Origin of the sequence: Endozoicomonas sp. OPT23, assembly GCF_009653635.1 — a bacterium.
In the GTDB taxonomy this organism is placed as follows: Bacteria; Pseudomonadota; Gammaproteobacteria; order Pseudomonadales; family Endozoicomonadaceae; genus Endozoicomonas_A.
In genome coordinates this window covers 681,488-701,939 of sequence record NZ_PPFD01000002.1, presented here as the reverse complement: position 1 = coordinate 701,939, position 20,452 = coordinate 681,488, and the positions used below count along the sequence as shown (strand labels likewise).

11 protein-coding genes are annotated in these 20,452 nt (G+C 47.0%); 3 read left to right on the top strand and 8 right to left on the bottom strand.

All coding sequences use genetic code 11. The features are described from left to right. Positions 1 to 95: 95 nt before the first annotated feature. From glgB to EOPP23_RS05000, 6 genes are all read right to left on the bottom strand, one after another. On the bottom strand, positions 96 to 2,315 hold the full coding sequence (glgB, locus tag EOPP23_RS05025; RefSeq protein WP_153764849.1) for a 1,4-alpha-glucan branching protein GlgB: 2,220 nt from the start codon (positions 2,313 to 2,315) through the stop codon (positions 96 to 98). Positions 2,316 to 2,330: 15 nt separating this feature from the next. Beyond that, on the bottom strand, positions 2,331 to 3,794 hold the full coding sequence (locus tag EOPP23_RS05020; RefSeq protein ID WP_153764848.1) for a glycogen synthase: 1,464 nt from the start codon (positions 3,792 to 3,794) through the stop codon (positions 2,331 to 2,333). Then, positions 3,784 to 5,007 (bottom strand): glucose-1-phosphate adenylyltransferase, encoded by a 1,224-nt coding sequence (gene glgC, locus EOPP23_RS05015; protein ID WP_370514634.1) that lies wholly within the window; start codon positions 5,005 to 5,007, stop codon positions 3,784 to 3,786. The genes EOPP23_RS05020 and glgC overlap by 11 nt, the downstream gene beginning before the upstream one ends. A 278-nt stretch (positions 5,008 to 5,285) precedes the next feature. After that, the gene (gene glgX, locus EOPP23_RS05010; RefSeq protein ID WP_194842496.1) at positions 5,286 to 7,376 is read right to left on the bottom strand and encodes a glycogen debranching protein GlgX; all 2,091 of its coding nucleotides are present in this window, start codon (positions 7,374 to 7,376) and stop codon (positions 5,286 to 5,288) included. Between the two features lie 85 nt (positions 7,377 to 7,461). Then, positions 7,462 to 9,924: a glycogen/starch/alpha-glucan phosphorylase gene (locus EOPP23_RS05005; RefSeq protein ID WP_153764846.1), complete on the bottom strand. Its 2,463-nt coding sequence runs from the start codon at positions 9,922 to 9,924 to the stop codon at positions 7,462 to 7,464. A gap of 327 nt (positions 9,925 to 10,251) precedes the next feature. Next, positions 10,252 to 11,820, bottom strand: a complete 1,569-nt coding sequence (locus EOPP23_RS05000) for a PP2C family serine/threonine-protein phosphatase (RefSeq protein ID WP_153764845.1) — start codon at positions 11,818 to 11,820, stop codon at positions 10,252 to 10,254. Positions 11,821 to 11,970: 150 nt separating this feature from the next. Between EOPP23_RS05000 and EOPP23_RS04995 the strand changes: the two genes are divergently transcribed. Next, the gene (locus EOPP23_RS04995) at positions 11,971 to 14,091 is read left to right on the top strand and encodes an alpha-amylase (protein ID WP_153764844.1); all 2,121 of its coding nucleotides are present in this window, start codon (positions 11,971 to 11,973) and stop codon (positions 14,089 to 14,091) included. Between the two features lie 99 nt (positions 14,092 to 14,190). Here EOPP23_RS04995 and EOPP23_RS04990 read toward each other — a convergent pair whose 3' ends face one another. Next, entirely contained in the window at positions 14,191 to 16,374 is a 2,184-nt protein-coding gene (locus EOPP23_RS04990; RefSeq protein WP_153764843.1) for a TIM-barrel domain-containing protein, read from the bottom strand. A 157-nt stretch (positions 16,375 to 16,531) separates the two neighbouring features. Continuing rightward, positions 16,532 to 17,875 (bottom strand): carbohydrate porin, encoded by a 1,344-nt coding sequence (locus tag EOPP23_RS04985; protein WP_370514633.1) that lies wholly within the window; start codon positions 17,873 to 17,875, stop codon positions 16,532 to 16,534. A 322-nt stretch (positions 17,876 to 18,197) separates the two neighbouring features. On the opposite strand from EOPP23_RS04985, the gene EOPP23_RS04980 reads away from it, so the two are divergent. Both EOPP23_RS04980 and EOPP23_RS04975 read left to right on the top strand, forming a co-directional pair. Beyond that, the gene (locus EOPP23_RS04980) at positions 18,198 to 19,202 is read left to right on the top strand and encodes a LacI family DNA-binding transcriptional regulator (protein WP_153764842.1); all 1,005 of its coding nucleotides are present in this window, start codon (positions 18,198 to 18,200) and stop codon (positions 19,200 to 19,202) included. 76 nt (positions 19,203 to 19,278) lie between these two features. Next, complete coding sequence (locus EOPP23_RS04975; protein WP_153764841.1) at positions 19,279 to 20,304, top strand: protein-tyrosine phosphatase family protein; 1,026 nt, start codon at positions 19,279 to 19,281, stop codon at positions 20,302 to 20,304. Positions 20,305 to 20,452: the final 148 nt, after the last annotated feature.

Sequence of the window (20,452 nt, the reverse complement as noted above, 5' to 3'; positions counted from 1 at the left end):
TAAGGCCAAGGATGGCCTGGCTAGCGACTTCAGACCATGGAATGGTCTGTGGAGCGTGAAACCACAACCAGTATCAGAACGATAAACGACTAATCTCAAGCAGGCTGCAAAATCAAAACTGACAAAGGCGGCAAAGTAAGCGACAAGCTCTGCTCCATTCGATGCGTTGCCTGATCAACCGTTCTCAACGATTTACCCACACTCACACCACTGCCACCAAAACCATTGTCATCGGTATTCAATAACACCTTATAACGCCCCGACACAGGTACACCAACAACATAATCGTGGCGAACCTCCGGCGTCATATTGCAAACAACAATCACAGGTGACTGATTCTCATCGTAACGAGCAAAAGCAAAAACACTTTGGTCACTGTCATCATTAACCAACCAGAGAAAGCCTTTCTCATGACAATCCAGTTCATAAAGTGCCGTGTTATCACGATAAATGCCATTCAGCTTCTTCACCAGCTTCTGAATACCATTATTAAAGCTGTGCTTGTCGTCCATCAGCTGCCAGTCCAGCGACTTTGCCAGATTCCACTCATGCCAGCTGCCAAATTCACACCCCATAAACATCAGCTTCTTACCCGGATGCGCATACATAAAGGCAAGATAGGCACGCAGATTGGCAAACTTCTGCCAGTCATCACCTGGCATACGAGTAAGCAGTGTGCCTTTGCCGTAAACCACTTCATCGTGCGACAGCGACAATACAAAGTTTTCAGACCAGGCATAAACAGTACTGAAGGTCATCTTGTCATGATGATACTTCCGATTGACCGGTTCTTCTTTCATATACTCCAGTGAATCGTGCATCCAGCCCATATTCCACTTGAAGCCAAACCCTAAACCACCGTCGTAAACCGGATGAGAAACACCGGGAAAACTGGTCGATTCTTCAGCTATGGTCATGGCTGTTGGAAAACGACTGTAAACAGCCTCATTAAATCGCTTGAGCAAAGCTATAGCTTCAAGGTTTTCATTACCGCCATGAATATTGGGCTCCCACTCTCCGTGATTACGGGAGTAATCAAGGTAAAGCATGGAAGCTACCGCATCGACTCTCAAACCATCAATATGGAACTCATCCAGCCAGTAAAGGGCACTGCTGACCAGAAAGTCCTGAACCCAGGGCTTGCCAAAATCATAGATTTTGGTTTTCCAGTCCGGGTGCCAGCCTCTTTTCGGGTCCGGATGTTCATACAGAGCCGTACCATCAAAGTTAACTAAACCGTGATCGTCTTCAGGGAAATGGGCTGGAACCCAATCAAGAAGCACACCTATACCGCTCTTGTGACAGGCATCAACAAGAAACTTAAAGTCATCAGGAGAACCATAACGACTGGTTGGTGAAAACATGCCTACTGTCTGATAACCCCAGGATTCATAAAGCGGATGTTCAGCCACCGGCATCAGCTCAATATGGGTATACCCCATCTTCTTCACATACGACACCAGCTCTCTGGCCAGCTGACGGTATGAAAGCGGCTGACTGTCATCATCCTTTCGCTTCCATGAACCAAGGTGCACTTCATAAATAGACATGGGTTGGTCGTACATCGGCTGACGCTTTTCCAGCCAGTCACTGTCCTGCCACTCATAGGAAGCTTCATCAGCAACAATAGAAGCCAGCCCCGGCCATTGCTCGGTGTAGCGGGCAAAAGGGTCTGTTTTCAGAGGCAGAGTTTCACCAGTAGCATCATGAACTTCAAACTTATAGAGATCACCAGCCTTCATACCCGGCACAAACAATCGCCAGATGCCATCATCAGCGCTGGCCATAGGATGCAGTCTGCCATCCCAGTTATTGAAATCGCCTACAACACTGATCGAACGGGCATGAGGGGCATAAACACGGAACAGCACACCTTCAACCTTATGGTTGCGATTGAACGAATGTGCTTTGAGGTGTGCGCCTTGGTGGCGGTAAAGCGCATCGTAATCAATACCCGCTTCCTGCAGCACGTACTGACCAAACTGGTAAGGGTCAAACAGGGAAACCTTATGACCTTCCTGCCAGAACACCTCCAGCTTGTAGTTAAAATTTTTTCTGCGACGTGGAAAATGCAATTCAAAAAGACCTGCATCGTTCCTCACCATCATGCCCAGCTGCTTACCCGACGGAAATTCACTGACTTTAATTTCAGCGGCGTCCGGGCGCCAGACCCTCAGTACCAGTCCCTTTCCAAGTGGATGCGGCTGCAGTCCAAGAAAAGAGAAGGGTATGGCACAGTGTGCATGATACAACTCCTGTTGCCGGTCAAACTCATAAGCAGCGCCTTCAATAGAAGGCTGAACATCAATGGTCATAGGAGAATCCAAAACTCAACAAATCATTGACTGGTACACAGAACAATAACTGTCTGCTGCGTTCTGCCAGTCAAAATTACAGGCCATGGCCTGCTTTCGCATTCGATCGAACTGATCGCTGTCGCGATAAACGTCCAGAGACTGATGCAGAGCGGAAAGCAAAGCCCCCGGCTCTGGTGCATCAAAGGCAAACCCGGTTCCTTCAGAGCCAGAGGCATCATAGTCATCAACCGTATCGATCAACCCGCCAACACGCCTGACGACAGGCAGGGTCGCGTATTTAAGGCTGTAAATCTGGTTCAGACCACAGGGTTCAAACAGAGAAGGCATCAGGAAAAAATCAGCACCGGCTTCTATCTGGTGTGCCAGAGCATTATCAAAACCGTCGTAAAAGCTGCACTTATCCGGAAAGTAATCAGCAAGCTTCCGCAATTCACTGGCAGTATGACTGTCACCTGAGCCCAGCATCACAACCTGCACATCCTGGTTCAGAAACTGCCAGAGGGCCGGCATCAGAAAGGAAAAACCTTTCTGTTCAGCCAGCCTGCTGACCAAACCATAAACAGGTTTATCCACAGCAACAGGTAAGCCCATTCGTTTCTGAAGAGCTTCCTTGCAAAGTTGTTTGCCAGATAAATCAGTGGATGAGTAGTTGGTAGGAATCAGCTGATCAGTTTCCGGATTCCACTGCTGATAGTCACAACCGTTTAAAATACCTGTTAGGTCTTTTTGCCGACGACGAAAACTATCCACCAGCCCATGAGAACCTGCTTCCGTCAGTAGCTCTCTGCCGTAGCTGGGGCTGACCGCATTTATTTTGTCCGCAAAGGCAATGCCGCCTTTCAGAAGGTTGATCTGACCACAATCTTCAAAACAGGCAGAATTAAAGTAGCGCCAGCTAACCCCTATTCCATCAAGCTGTGAGACACCGGTGTGCTGCTGATAGGCCGCATTATGGATGGTCAGCAGTGAACGGGTTGTTTTAAAGAAGTCACTCTGACACTCATCGACACGCAGGTAATAAGGCAGTAAAGCGGTGGGCCAGTCGTGACAATGGATCACATCAGGCTGAAAGGACATCACACGACAGGCTTCCAGAGCCGCTTTGCAGAAGAAAGCAAAACGACGGCTGTTGTCCTGAAAACCATGACCGTTGCTGCTGTAAATACCATCACGGTCATAAAAGTCATTGTATTCAACAAAATAAATATCAATGCCATTCAACTGGCCATGACGAAGACCAAACCAGAGCGTCTCCTCATGATTCATGGCCACCGCACCGGATGCTACAGAACGGGTCTCAATTTTTGCCAATGCCTCGCGATAGGCTGGCATTATTACCCGTATATTGTGTCCCTTTGCCTTCATAACCGGCGCCAGAGCGCCAGCCGCATCGGCCAGCCCTCCGGTTTTGACAATGCCATCGTATTCGGAGACAGCAAACAGTACGTTCAATTCAGAAGACGATTTAGAAGCCAACTTTTGACCTCCGAGGTATCACAACGATACCACTCTCCGTTACCTTGAAGCGCTTGCGGTCTTCTTCCAGATTAACGCCAATCTGAGTTCCGGGAGCAATTTCAGCACGCTTATCAATAATGGCTTTTCGTATCACACAGTTTTCACCAATTTTCACATTGGGCAGAATCACTGAGTCAGAAATTCGGGTATTGTTGCCAATCTCGACGTTATAGCCGGTCACCGTATGATCCATATGAACATCATGGAAGATACAACCGGTTCCTACCATGGAGTTATTGATCTGGCCTTCACGCTGCTCACGCTCAAAAGCGATACGCGCAGGTGGAAATGGAGGAATATAAGTGTTGATTGGCCACTTGAGGTTGTGCAGATCAAGCTGGGCATTATTGGAAAGCAGATCCATATTGGCTTCCCAGTAAGCATCCAGAGTACCCACGTCACGCCAATAGCCCTTGTGATTACTGCCAGGAACCGTGTTTTCAGCAAAGTTATAGACCATCACTTTCTCGCGTGGGTACAGTGATGGAATAATATTTTTACCAAAGTCATGATCAGAATTAATATCCTTACTGTCTTCCACCAGCTCACTCTTTAGACAATCTGATTCAAAAACATAGTTACCCATGGAAGCCAGAACATGATCCGGATCTCCCGGAATCGTTTTAGGGCTGTTCTGTGGTTTTTCTTCAAAACCAATCATTTGCCCATGCTCGTCTACTTCAATCACGCCAAAGTGATGAGCCTCGGCAACAGGAACAGGAATGGCAGCAACCGTCAGAACGGCATAGTTCTCTTCATGAAAAGTAACCATTTTCCGTACATCCATGGTGTAGATATGATCACCACCAAAAATGCAGACAGTATCCGGATTGGCTGATTCAATCAGTTCCAGATTCTGATAAATGGCATCAGCCGTGCCCTGATACCAGTTTGGCCCGGTCATCATCTGTGCCGGCAGGGTATCGATAAACTTGTCTGACAGACCTGCAATACGCCAGCAACGCTGGAGGTGTTTATGCAGCGAATGGGATTTAAACTGGGTCAGTACATAAATCTGGTGTATGTCCGAGTTAACGAAATTGCTCAGTACAAAGTCAATAATTCGATACTGTCCGCCAAAGGGTACAGCTGGCTTGGCACGCATACCGGTCAGTGGAGAAAGGCGGGAGCCTTCACCACCGGCAAGAATCATGGATAGGATAGACGACACTTATATCTACTCCTGAAAGATAGGTTCAACCCCTGACAGCCATAGGAGCAGTCCTGCAAAAAATTCTTCTTTCTAATGTTACTTTTCCCCCTTGCTCCGCAAAGGGGAAAAGTAACTCCGGAAGTTTTTCGAGACTACGCCAGAGTCACTGTCAGGGTAGTAGCAATATAGTAATACCGTATCCAGACAGCTGTTTTGTCTGGAGTCAAAAGACACTAAAGCTAGCGCTTTAATGTCGATTTATAGCGAATTATGCTCTGTTAATCAGAAACAGTTTCTTAACTGCTTTCTTCAATAACCACCAAACTGTTTTCCGACACTTCGTACCAGCCTCTGGTCAGCAGTGGTTGACTGGTAAAAGGTTGATCCAGGCTGGTATCCAGCTGTCGACTCCAGAATTTGTGAGAATCCGCAGCAGGCACATGAAACTTCCTGGTATTGCCAGTGTTGTTCAGAAGAATATAGAGACTTCTTCTATCAGCTTCTGTCGTTAACCTGATACAGAGGCAGCCTCCAGCCAACTCACCCAGGCTGCGCTCAGTCAAGGCACCGCCATCAGGATCAAACCAGTCAATACCCGTACGACCACCATCGCCTTTAAGCCAAGACTGCGTATTTCGAAACTCAGTCAGCTCACTGAGAAACGTCTGAAGGCGGGTACCATCACTGTTCTCATCACTCAGCCAGCTCCAGTTCAACCACGACAGTGAGGAATCCTGACAGTAAGCATTATTGTTACCGCCTTGACTATTACTGAATTCATCACCAGCCATCAACATTGGCGTGCCACGGGACAACATCAGCATCGCCAGCATATTCTTCCGAATCCGCAATCGTCTGCCAGTCATCTGTCGGTCATCTGTCTCACCTTCAACACCGTAATTACAGGAAAAATTGTGCTGATCGCCGTCACGGTTTTCTTCACCGTTAGCAAGGTTATGACGTTCGTTGTATGAGACCAGGTCGTTCAGGGTGAAGCCGTCATGGCTGCAGATATAGTTAATACTGGCCATAGGTCGATCAGCACCGAACACATCTTCAGAGCCTGAAATACGCCAGCCCATTTCTGCCAGCCGGCCATTATCTCCACGCCAGAAAGAGCGGATACTGTCTCTGTAGCGATCGCTCCATTCCTGCCATTGCTGCGGAAACTGGGCCAGTTGATAGCCTTCGGGACCAATATCCCAGGGCTCGGCAATCATTTTCAGAGAACCCAGTAATGGATCCTGATGAATGCTTCGAAAGAAGTTGCTGTCCTGCTTGTAAGTTCTATGCTGTCTGGCCATGGTAGGTGCAAGATCAAACCGGAAACCATCAATCTGGTACTCTTCAGCCCAGACTCTCAAAGTATCCATGGTCAGTTTTAGCGTCTGCGGGCTGTCAAAATTCATGGTATTGCCACAGCCGGTGTAATTAACGGACTCCAGATGTCCGTCATGCTGCTCAACCAGGTAGTAATCATTTTCGGCCAGACCACGCATACTGAGACTGGGGCCATCGATGCCGGTTTCACAGGTATGGTTATAGACCACATCCATCAGCACTTCGATGCCTGCACGGTGCAATTCACGAACCATTGTCTTGAATTCGGTGACCGGATCCTTAACTGCCAGTGATGGTTCCGGCGCCATCATACAAAGCGGGTTGTAACCCCAGTAATTGCTCAGCCCCATGTTATGAAGACGCTCTTCACTGACCATGGAAGTCACTGGCAACAACTCAACGGCGGTGACTCCCAGCTTTTTAAAATAGTCGATCACTACTGGCTGACACAGCCCCAGATAGGTACCACGAAGTTCTTCCGGTACTTCCGGGTGCTGTCTGGTAAACCCTTTTACGTGCAACTCATAAATAAAACTATCTGATCTTGAAGTCCGTGGTCGACGTACCGACTGCCAGTCGAATGTCGTTTCACGAACAACACTTCTGGGCATATCGACAGCACTGTCTTCATCATTGAAAACAACCTGTCCATCACAATCTTTTTTGTAATCAAAAAGACTGGACGACCAGTTCAGGCTACCTTTTACTTCACGGCTGTATGGATCAAGCAGCAATTTATGCTTGTTGAAACTCGGGCTGGCATGTTCCTGCCATTCACCGTCAGCCCGGAAACCATAGGATTGCCCTGCCAATAAACCTTCAACATACAGATGCCAGACACCCTGGCTCGAAGGTTCCATAGGCAGAGTCTGTTCATGCCCCCCGGAATCAAACAGACAGAGCCACACCTGCCGTGCAGCAGGTGCATAAACCGCAAAATTGACACCTGTCGCCTGATCACTACTGACGGACTCAAGGAGAGAGTTCACCAGCGTTGCACCCTGGAGGTGAGGCTGGCCTGAAGAGGTTATAAATTCGGAAGTCACAGTGTTCGCTTGAAATTGACTATTTATACATCGACATGGAAAAACGGCGCACCTGGCGCCGCTTTCCAATTGAATGGCAGAGTAATCAGTCCATCATCCAGATCGTTCTATTGTAATCGGCAATGGAACGGTCAGAAGAAAACTTACCCATGGACGCAGAATTGATAATAGCCTTCTTCCACCAGATCGCCGGTGTTTTCCAGGTATCTACAATTCGGTCGTGGGCATCACTGTATGCCTGATAGTCGGCCAGTGTAAGGAAATAGTCACCACGATCCAGCAGTGATTCTACTATCGGGCGGAAAGCTTCAGGTTCATCCGGGCACAGTTCACCGGAAGCCAGCCAGTCGATCACAGCTTTCAGCTCTTCATTACTGTTGTAAATATCCCAGGAGCTGTAACCGCGATCACGAAGTTCTGACACCTGATCAACGGTGAGACCGAAGATAAAGATGTTGTCATCACCCACCTCTTCCGCAATCTCGACGTTTGCACCATCCATGGTACCAACAGTCAGAGCACCGTTCAGCGCCATCTTCATGTTACCGGTACCGGATGCTTCAAAACCCGCTGTGGAAATCTGCTCGGATACATCCGCTGCAGGAATAATTTTTTCTGCCAGGCTGACGCGGTAGTTAGGAATAAAGACAACTTTCAGCTTGTCTTTAATACGACGATCGTTGTTGATTCGATCCGCTACACGGTTAATCGCATGAATAATCGTCTTGGCGACCTTGTAACCAGGGGCAGCCTTGGCACCAAAGATAAAGACTCTTGGTGGCACATCCAGTTCAGGATTTTCCAGCAGACGACGGTAGAGTGCCATGATATGCAGCAGGCTCAGTTGCTGTCGCTTGTACTCGTGCAGACGTTTGATCTGGACGTCAAAGATCGCCTCAGGGTTTACTTCAATACCGCACTCCTGCTTGATTACAGCAGCCAGCTTGCGCTTGTTGTCCAGCTTGATTTCAGCAAACTTCTTTTGGAAGGCAGGGTCATCTGCATAAGCATTAGCCTTATCCAGCAGATCCAGCTTGCCACGCCAGTCACCCTTGATCTTGCTGTCGATCAGCTTGGCCAGTTCAGGGTTGCAATGGTCCAGCCAGCGACGGGGAGTTACACCGTTGGTGACGTTAACAATTTTCTCAGGCCACATTTTGTGGAATTCAGGGAACAGCATGTCCTGAACCAGCTTACTGTGAATGGCTGCAACACCGTTCACCTTGTTACTGCCGACAACAGACAGGTAAGCCATACGAACTATCTGGTCACCACCAGGCTGTTCCGGCTCTTCAATAATCGACAGACGACGCTTCATACTGTCATCACCCGGCCATTGGGCTTCTACTTCTGTGTGCAGGAAGAAATAGTTAATGCGGTAGATGATCTGCATATGTCTTGGCAGAACTTTACCGATCAACTGTGCTGGCCATTTTTCCAGAGCTTCCGGCAGCAGAGTGTGGTTGGTATAAGCAAAAACCTGACGACACAGTTTCAAGGCTTCATCAAATTCGAAACCTTCTTCATCCAGAAGAACTCGCATAAATTCGGCTACAGCAATAGCCGGGTGAGTGTCGTTCAGCTGCATAATGACTTTCTTGCCAAAGTCAGCCCAGCTGTCACCGTTTTCACGCTTGTAACGGGCAATCAGGTCTGCCATTGAGCAGGCAACAAAGAAGTACTGCTGAATCAGGCGCAGTTCTTTACCGGCATCATGATTATCGTTCGGGTAGAGAACCTGACTGATGTTTTCAGCATTAATCTCCTTTGAGCGTGAATCCATATAGTGGCCACGGTCAAAGCTGGTCAGGTCAAAACCTTCAGCAGCACGGCTTTCCCACAGACGCAGAGTGTTAACGGTGTCGGTATTGTAACCGGTGACCGGCACATCCCATGGCATACCCATGATTTCTTTGGTGTCTTCCCAGCTGGCCTTGCCATCCTTTTCTACTACACGACCATAGAGACGCACTGTCTGCTTGCGCTTTGGACGCTCCTTACCCCATGGGAAGTGATCTTCACGCCATGCATCCGGAGATTCAGTCTGACGGCCACCGGCAATACCCTGCTTGAACAGACCAAAGCGGTAGTTGATACCGTAACCCATGGCAGGCGTATCCAGCGTTGCCAGAGAATCCATAAAGCAGGCCGCCAGACGACCCAGACCACCATTACCCAGTGCAGGATCCGATTCACTCTCCAGAACATCAACTAGGGAAACACCATGTTCTGCCATGGCCTTCTCGGCCTGATCATAGATACCTAGGTTGTGCAGGTTGTTACCCAGCAGACGACCTACCAGAAACTCCAGTGACAGGTAGTAAACCCGACGGGCTTTTTCACTGCTTTCTTTCTGGCGTGTGGCACGAATCTTCTGCAGCCCGATTTCACGGACAGCCAGACTCAGGGCTTCCCAGAGTTCATGAGGGCCTGCTTCTTCACGCTCCAGTCCGAGAGATTGTTGAAGATGACGGTTTACTGCTTCAGAAATATCTGCAGCAGAAACAGCTGGCTTGATTTGCTTGGTTTTGGATTTCTTGGAACTCATGGCAATCCCGTTCAAGTTAATAATCTGGGCACTGACCGTTACAATGTAAAAGCTGCAATGCGAAAAACTGCAGTCGTGCCGAATTGCCATAAATTATTAGGGCTGAAAGGAGCGATTAAAAGCCTGTAAGCGGTGTAAACGATTACACAGAACTGGCCTGAGCCTTACTCATATGTGTTTGAGAGAAATGATCTGACGCTTATTGTTTACATCAGATCAAAATACAAAAGAAAAAAGCTACTTTGCGTAAGTATCACAAAGTAGCTTTTCTGAAAAACCCATGAACTGCACATTTTTACAAATCAAAATGACTGCTCTGAAAATCATTCAAAATTTCGTTACCACTGCTGTCAGGTGGTCAACTGACTGAGTTCGCAATGCTCTTTCAACAACATTAGTGGCAGCTTGGGCTGTCGTTTGGCCTTCTTTCAGGCTTCGATGCACCTCAGAACCTATATCCTCTGTTTTCGCTTTCTGAGTTATACCATCACTGACTTGTACTAGAGACATCCCCTGCTCAAGCTTTATTTTGGTGATTTTTGGTCGGCCGCTGACAGCTCCCATTTGATTATGTTCCCCCATTGATCTGGCAGTTCCTAGCGTGTTGTTCACCCGCTTAAATGTCTTTCCGGACCATTGAAGGTCTGTTACTTGTCCACCCCGGACCTCAACTCCCTGCTGGTATTTCGCATCTTCAAGGTCTGCATCTTCACTCAACTGAATGCTCTTACCGCTTTCGGTAAGTATCATTGCTCTGGAATCACCAAGATTACCAACCCACAACTGATTACCAATTTTCAGAGCTACGTTGATGGTGGTACCTGCACTTGCTTCCCGGTCAGATGAATCATGTAAAAAGGAGTGGTTCAAATCGACAAAGGCGACCTTTATCGCATTCCATATCACTGTATCAGTCAATTCTTTTGAACCGTACTCATTCAATCTTGCCTGAAGTTTTTCGGCAATATGAGCTTTGGCATAATCAGCAGCGTCACTGCGACCATGACCATCAAAAACGCCTGTCAGGCTGACTACCTGCTTTCTTCCTGCCACATTAATATCAAAAGTTGTCGCCAGACTTCTGTCCTGATTTTCATACTGGACCTGCAACCCCTGCGTTGAGCAGATTCCTGAGTCAGTTCCTTCAACGGTTGTATATTTGAGATCATAACTACCATCAAACGTTTCCCCTGGCCTATTCTTCACTGGCCAGGTCAGCGTCAGCTTCTTACTCCCTTCCTGCACACCATCATCAAAGCCATCACTTGTCGCCTGTTTACCTGAGAAGACTGTATCTTCACCCTGTCTTTTCTGTTGCTCCTTACAGGCAAGAAACTCTGAATCAAGTTTTCGCTCCACATCTCGTGGGGATGGAACCAGCCGATACTCCCTGTCTTCAATCAGCTGCAACTGCTTTAAGTCTGGCGCTTTTTTGGATTGCTTGAAATATCGTGACTCCGGATTCATATAAGGAGCACGAACACGATCACCTTTAGGTACGGTATGAACAGAGGCGCTGCTTTTCACAGCCTCAAGGCTTTCTTTTAGGGTCAGTCCTTGTTCAACGGGTGTTTCTCTGGGCAAGACTTTGACTTTTCTAAGCTTTTTCACCGCATCAGCCGCTTGTTGCTGCTCAAGCTTCTGAATGGCATCAAGCCTTTTCATTACAGGCTTGATATCCCCAAGAATCACTCGAACAAACTTCAATCCCCAGACAGTTTTCTTGCTCTTGGGGCCCAACTTTAACTGCCCATTTTCCAGCCGGACCAGCTTATTCAGGCTGCTTTTTGAATGCTTCAGTCCTTCAAGCTCTTCTTCAACCTGTTGTTTTTCCTTTCTGAATGCCGACTCCTTCGTCGTTTTCACACCGCCATAAATGCCCGGATTGCCGTCCATGAGCTGTTTCCTTTCAATTTCAATGAGTCATGTGTTTACTTTAGACAGATACCTGCCTGGAAAAGATCTATGTAAACCTTTACCTCCGCCAGCCTGAACAGCGCACTGGTAAAATTTGAATGACGTCGAAAAACACATTTAGGCCTGTTAATGAAACACACAAAACCTCTGCTGCTCAGCGTAGCGCTTGGCTGCAGCCTTGCTCCTCTCTCCCAAGCCCAGTCAGCCACTCCTTTATGGGTCAAATTCAAAGAAAACACCCTTTCCAACATAGAATTGAAGAAACAGGAGAGTAGTCACTACCAAACTCAGGTAAAGCTCCCTAAAGGACTGTACTTTTTTCGAGTTGCCGATTCTGAAAACAACTGTGGTTCAAGCTTTGCTCCTGCCGAGACCCAAAGAATTCGATTTAACAAGAGCAATCCTGTGGAACCTTGTATTGATGATCAGTTTTTCAAACTCAAGGTTATAAAAGAGGCTGACTACCTGATATCTCTGGACAATACAAATCAGCCAGCCATTACCGTTAAACGTCTGAAAGGTAAATCGGTTGCGGTAAAGAGAAAGCCACCAGCTGTTGAGTGTCAGAGCTGGGATGGCAAACCGGTCACGGTTGATGTTCATAGTACGTTCAGTGAAGGTGAAACCGTCAGAGACTTCTACAGCGGTCAAACGACCCAGGTCAGTAACGGTCAGCTGACTTTTATGCCTGCGGCTGAAAGTGGTGGCCTGCTGTTGCTCGAGTCAGTCGATCAGAGCAGTAACCAACAGCAAACGGACTCTTTTGACTGGCGTAATGCCACTGTCTACTTTGCCATGACCGATCGTTTTGCCAATGGTGATACAAGTAATGACAATGCCTACGGCAGAAGAAAGGACAATAAGCAGGAAATCGGAACATTTCACGGTGGCGACCTGAAAGGTGTTACAGAAAAGCTGGACTATCTTCAGGACCTTGGTGTCACTGCCATCTGGCTGACACCTTTGGCTGAGCAGGTTCATGGCTTTGTCGGCGGTGGCAAAGACGGCAGTTTTCCTTTTTATGGATACCATGGTTACTGGGCAAAGGACTTTACAAAAGTAGATGCTGCCTTTGGTGATGAAGCAGCCATGACTCAACTGGTGGATGAAGCTCATAAACGCGGCATTCGAGTAGTTCTCGATATCGTACTGAACCACCCTGGCTATGCTACTGCACAGGATCTGGCCGAGCTGACACCAGAGTTGACTCAACTCTCTCCAGAACAGGCCAGAAACTGGAGCCCTGCCGCCGGTGAAAACTGGCATGACATCAATAGAAACACTGATTTCAATTCCCGTCAGTGGAATCTCTGGTGGGGGAAAGACTGGGTACGTGCAGGTCTTCCCGGTTATCAACAACCCGGTACTACCGATGAAACCATTAACCTGTCAGGTTTACCGGACTTTATCACCGAGTCAGAAGCCCCTGTTGATCTGCCTGTTTTTCTGAAACGAAAAAAAGATACTTTTGCAGAGCAACTTAATAATGCAACGGTGACTGATTATCTGATCAAGTGGCAAACTGACTGGGTGAGAAAGTACGGCATTGACGGTTTCAGAGCAGATACCGTGAAGCATATAGATCCTGAAATCTGGCAAAAACTGAAACTGACCGCAAACCAGGCTTTGAATGACTGGCGAGCAGCCAATCCTGAAAAAACGCTGGATGATCAGCCTTTCTGGATGGTCGGCGAATACTGGGGGCATGGAGCGAATCGAGACTATTTATACGACAACGGATTCGATTCGATTATTAATTTTGACTTCCAGCGTTACGAAGCGCTTCCCGGATCACAATGTCTGAGTCAACTCGATCCTTTGTTCCGTAAATCCTCAAAAAATATGCAGGAAAGCCGGGACCTGAATCCGATGAACTATATCTCGTCCCATGACACCAAACTGTTCTGGAACGACTTCAAGGATATTGCTCTGCAGAAAAGTGCAGCCACCGCTCTGATGATGGCTCCGGGCGCGGCACAAATTTATTACGGTGATGAAACAGCAAGAGACGCAGGCGCTCACCCTGTTGATGATCCGGCACAGGGCACACGTTCAGATATGAACTGGTCACAGATCAGAGGAGACAGGTCAGAGCTGTTAAAACACTGGCAGGTATTATCCAACTTTCGCAAGACGCACTCTTCTGTCGGGGCTGGTGAACACCACAAGCTCAGTGATGCGCCATACAGTTTTTCCAGAGTGTCCGAGGATGACCGTGTAATGGTTGTCTATCCGGGTAAAGCTTCCTGAATCAGTGATTGTTAAATAGCTGTTTGCCCGCCTTTGGCGGGCAAACAGCCTATATTTATGTGTATCAGGGCACTGACAACACCTGTCAGCAGGTCAGAATCAAAGTGTAACAATCCTTTCTTCTACAGCACCAGTACCGAGATAAATATGGAAGCGAACAGTTTTCCATGAGCACTCATAACCGCTATTTTCTGCAAACACGTCTATTTCTGAATCACTGAGAGAAGCTTTCAATAGTAAGGTTCCAGTGTTGGCTGAATGAAGGTTCTTACTGATTCCGTCATCATGTCGCAACTCATAACCGGCTTCTTTATCCAGATGGACAATCACATCCAGCGTTTCCGGCTGTCGTTCATCCAGCCAGTTAACCGATTCCGTCAATGGCAGCATGGCATCTTTGCGAATAAACACTGGCATTTCTTCCAGAGCAACAGGTAGATAATGATCTCCTTTGGCCAGAATTTCAGCGTTAACCTCATCATGCTTTTTGACCTTCCAGAGCAGCATGTCTTCAGGCAGGTAAACATATCGACCACGGGCATTCTGTTCATAGACAGGTGCACACATCAGGCTGCTGCCCACCAGCAGCTGGTCTTCCACCTCTGCCGAACGCTCATCACTGTATTCAAACGACAACGGATAGAAGATGGCGTCATCGCTGTCTACAGCGTTCATAAATTCTGAATACAGATAAGGGACCATACGGTAACGCAGCTTGATATGCTCCCGCATGATATCCATAGCCTGCTCATCAAAAGCAAAAGGCTCCTGCTGTCTTGTACCCATGGCTGCATGGTTACGCATTAACGGTGTAAATACACCCAGCTGGGTCCAGCGAACCTGTAGTTCGGCACTGCTGTGGGCTCCGAACCCTCCCATATCGGCACCGGCATAGAGAAAACCGCTGAAGTTTACACCGGGCAGCATCTGCAGGTTCAGCTTCAAATGTTCCCACCAACTGTGATTATCCCCAAACCAGATGCCACCATAGCGATGGGCACCAATGCTGGAAGCCCTGGAAAACATCAGAAAACGTTTGTCTGAATCAATCTGTTCAAAACCTTCGGCCGCTGCTCGGGTCATATTGATGCCGTAGAGGTTATGAACCTGCTCATGGTTTACTCGAACATCGGGCTCCGGCTCATGGTAAAAGCTGCGATAATCCTCCCGACTGTTGGACATATTCATAATGCTGTCTTTCAGCTGGAAGAACTCATGAATACCGACGTTTTTGCCCTTGGCAGATGCCACCGTATCAATGGCTTTATCAATACCGGCAGGGGTGTAGAACAGGGCGGGTTCATTCATATCATTCCAGAAGCCCTCGATGCCCTGATCAGTCAGTCGCTGATAGAGTTTACCCCACCACTGGCGTGCTTCCGGTTTCAGAAAGTCGGGAAAAGCGCAGAGTCCTGGCCAGACAGCAGCTTTGAAAAGGTCTCCGTTGTCATCCTTGCAGAAATAACCTTTCTCAAGACCTTCTTCATAAACGTCGTAACCTTCTTCAATACGAACACCGGCATCTATGATCGGAATCAAACGGATACCCTGCTGCTTTTTCGCTTTTACCCAGCCAGTAAAATCCGGGAATTTTTCAGGGTCTACTGTGAAGTCCTTGTAATCGACCATATAGTCGATATCCATATACACCGTATCGCAGGGAATATCGTTACTTCTGAAGCCATCAATAATGTCATCAATGCTAGCAGCATCCGGATAGGACCAGCGACACTGCTGATAGCCAAAGCCCCAGCGTGGTGGCACATAGGGTTTGCCTATCAGGGAACGGAAATCGCGCACCAGTTGTTTTTTATTATTCGCTGTCAGTTCATAGATATCCACATCCAGAGAAGGAATATGAATTTCCAGCATCTCCCTGTCTGTATAACCAATATCGAAAAACATCTCTCCGGGAAAATCGATAAACAGCCCGAAAGTACTCTCTCCGTCCACAATAAGAAACGGGTGTGAGCCATAGAGAGCTTCTTTTTCAGGCGTATGGCTCGGATCATCCGAGCACCATGTGGAAAACTTACGACCACGCTTGTTCAGTCCCCCCATACTCTGGCCCATGCCATAAATACGGTCACTGTCTGAAAGCTTTCTGCTCAGGCGTACGCTGTCAAAGTCAGATGTAGTTGCCCAGAATTCTGGTTCACCTCCATTCGATTCAACAGCATTGACAGGCGTTACTTCTGAGGCAATAGCCTCTGTATTGAAAGGCTGACCAAAACGAAAACATTGCACCTGCTCAGAAATTTGTAGTTTCTTAAAAGCAGTCATAGAACGAACATCCGAAGCTTGAGGGAATGAAGATAATGAAACAGGATAAATAGAGGGTACAGCTCAGTAAGCCTGTAAACGATTACAAAAATGCTGCATAAAAAAACCGGCGCATGGCGCCGGTCAAGGAGTAGTACACACAACGGGGAATTACTGTTTAGAACCAGATTTCAGCTTCTACGCCGAATTGAATGACATCTTTGTCTCCATCGAACTCGTTACCCCAGCCAGTATCACTGGTATTATCATTGACGAGGTAAGTTACAAAAGGCTTGATTTGTGGACGACCGAAATAGTCAGAATTAACGGTAAATACACCAGCGATTTCAGCCGTGTAGAATTTGGAAACCTCAGGTGCACTCCACGCATTTGTATCTTGATTGAATTTTTGACGCCCAAAGGCTCCTGTAAACTCCATACGGAAGTTAGTGTTAACTTTATAGGTTGGTCGAACGGCAATAAGCATGCGCTCTACTTGGTCAGCTTTCCCTACACCCCCGGTTAGACCCCAAATGTTCTCACCTTTCAAGTAAGTTACTTCTGAGCCCATTTGCCAGCGATCATTAATATTCATTACACCATAAGAAGTGAATAACATATTCTTGGCATCATCATTTGAAGAAGTTCCCGGAGTCCAAGAACCAAAGTTCACACCGCTACCGGACAACCCTTTACCATATGCCAAGGCAGTTTGAGACCAGCCATCTAATCCATAGTAATCTCGGTTATAGGTAACAGATAGCGCTACACCCTTTGTTGGGGCATCTGCATTATCATCTTCAACTTTGTCACTATTGCCCTGGAACATAAACTTGGCATCAAGGTCAAAGCTGCCGCCTAGAGCATTATGACCATAGCTGTACAAATCAAGAGAAGTAAGCGTTTTACGATAACCACTATCTCCCCCCTTAGGATCAGCTGAAACTACCGCAATGCCGTTGCGATCCTTCTCAAAACCACCCCCTACACCGGAAGATTGCTTCCAGAATTCACCGGAAATCAAACCAGCAGAACGATTAAGGAAGCGGCGGCCTGCCCAAATCTCGGAACCTTCTGGAAGGTATGACATTCCTCCCAGCTTGATAAAGGCTTCTTTAACTTCAAACCCACCTTTATCATCATTATCTTCACTTCCTTCAGAAGACCTGAAATGGCTCTCGCCATTACCGTATTCACTACGAACAACCAGGTCTGACCAGACACCGTTGCCGAATGTTGTTTTCTTGGTAATTGTAAATTCAACCTGATTAGCACTTTTTGCCGAAGTGCCCGCAGTTCCATAATTATTTTTTTCAAACTGGTTATCAGTCGAAGTACCATTCTCAGTGAGACGATAGGCAGTACGTACATAGCCGTTTACATTCCAGCCATCGGTCAGTACATCGGTAGGTTTAACCGCTACTTCTTCAACAACACCATCCGCAGCAAGAACATTTGCTGACAAGATAGCTGCTGAGATTGCACCGGCAATTGGCAGAACTTTAAAGATACGATTGGACACTGAATCACGCCCCCTGGCTTAGTGATGTCTTTGTAATTGTTCTCTGTCGTCAATGATCAGGTTTGATAATCATCAATGACGAACAGTAAAAAGTTTCGAACTTAATCAATCGCGAAAAGCGTGGGGCAAGAGTGTCAGCGAAAGGTAAGCTTGCGCAATCTGTAAAGGTTTTGAGAGTTTCACCTAGCAAGGTAGGAACAATTCACCAGTTTTTTGAATTGATCAACATCAAATAAAACCCCACAAAACAACAACTTTTTCCATATTTACGATAGTATCCTCCATGATTTTGAACTTTAGTTTTGGATGATGGCTCTGCAGTATGGGTAGAAAAAAAACAGATGGTCAGACTACTATCCTTCAGGTAGCCGCACAGGCGGGTCTTTCTATAGCGACAGTGAGCCGGGTTCTGAATGGTGGTAAATATGTATCCGAGAGCACGCGTAAGAAAGTGCTTGAAGCCTCCAAAGAGCTAAATTATCAACCGAATTATATGGCTCGCCAGCTGCATGGTCAGGAAGACTTTTCCATTGGAGTACTGTTAGGGCTGGATCTGGGCACTATTTCTCCTTTTGCCTTGAAAGTATATGAGGTTTTAAAAGGCCATCTACAGGAAAAGGGCTATAGAGCCAAGCGTGTTCAGTTCGATGAGAATGGCGAACTGCAAAGCAAAGCAAAAGCCTACATATCTATCGGTGTACACGACAGTGATTCAAGACTGATAGAAGTCCTTGAAACGGATGCTCCCTGTATCCACGTAGGAGAACCCAGGGATAATGAATTTTGGGTAGCGTCTGATGATCAGCAGGGCGGTTACCTTGCAACCCGCCACCTTCTCGACAATGGTTGTCGCACAATTTACTACGTATGCCTGAACCCGGACCATAAAGTATCTCAGCTACGCTGGCAGGGCTATCGTCGGGCTATGATTGAATATGGCCTTATTCCTTCGGAAGTTATTGGTATCAGTAGCCAAACCGGACTTCCCGCACTAGACAGTCATCGCCGTGTTCGCGCCATATTAGAATCCGGGTTAAGACCCGATGGATTTGTTGCATTTTCAGATATTGTTGCCATGGGTATTTGTACCGCTTTGGCTGATTCAGGAAAGCAAGTGCCTGAAGATGTCCAGATTGTTGGCTACGATGGTATAGATAATGATCGCTATGATTCACTGACGTCTGTCTGCCAGAATATTGAAGGTATTGCAGAAAAAGTGTGTGACCTGGCCATTGATGCCATCCGTAAGGAAAGTCCTCGTGGCGAGCACCTCAGTGTCATCCTTAAACAGGGGAATACCACTCTGCCTTTGAAGGAAGCAGTATGAAGAAGTCTTAACGAGGTTTGTTCTACTACGAAGCTTAATCTAGTCTTTTATTTAAGATCATACTGACTAGTAAAATATGGATAGATCATCGGCTGGCAAAGGGAATCAACACATTGAACTGCAAAAACAGCTGAGCAGCTCTGTTGACCCTGAACCAACATCCCTGCCTACAGGGCAGAAATACCTTGACCCTGTATCACAAAAATCCTCAACAACTTCGCTAGAAAGCAGGAGCCTGCTTTCTCCTGCTATAGCGGCTCTGGAAGAGTGGAAGAGGCAGGGGTTCGTTGATCACGAATGGAGCGTTCTTCATTCTGAACAAAGAATACCCGAAACAAGCCTTACAGAAGAATATGCTTTTGAATGTTTTAAAGCACCCATAGAAAAGACCTGTATCAGACTGGATAATCGTGATAACTCTCCCTGTATCCACGCAAATTATGTTTCTCTTCAGGAGACTGACTCAGCCACAGCTATGAGGTTTATTCTTACTCAGGCTCCTTCACCAGGAACTCTTCCTGATTTTCTGGAGATGCTGTACACAAAAGCTGAAAACCTTATTGTACTCGATGACACTTATCATATTTATCCGGACAGGATTAATACCAGCATTCATGTCAGTGGAAAGACTATAGAATGCCGTTGGGTCAAAAATGATACAGGAGAGACTTTTATTGAAATGACCAACACTGAAACAAAAGAGATCAAACAACTTTCAGTCAATCTTGACCTTACATGGGAAGATCACAAAGCACCCGATCTGGATAAATTGAAAACGCTGACAAAAAAAGCGCAAGACTATGAGGAACAGGCATCCTCAAAAGGGACCTTTACTGTTATTCATTGTTTTGGGGGCTTTGGCCGAGCAGGCAGCCTGGCAGCCCGGACAAAACTGTCCCGCATGATACAAGCGGGCCTGGTTGCCAATAACGATGAACTACTAAGAGCTCTTTCAATGATAACGCAATTGGGTAAAGCCCAAAGAGGCTCTGCTTTTATCAGCCAGCCTGAGCAATTTCAGGCCGTTTATATCAGTGCCGCTGAAGAGCTGGCACTCTATCAGCGATCAAAACCTGACGAAGAATCCTGCATTATTCTCTAGTCCCTGTGACACATGACCTGCATAATTTTTCAATCTTATTATCCACTCTAGATTTTTAGTATTTTTGGAAACGTTTACACGTTGATTACCCCCCTCTTTAAATAGAGCATAGCGCTCAACTTCAAAGACTTTTAATAAAGCTGAGCAG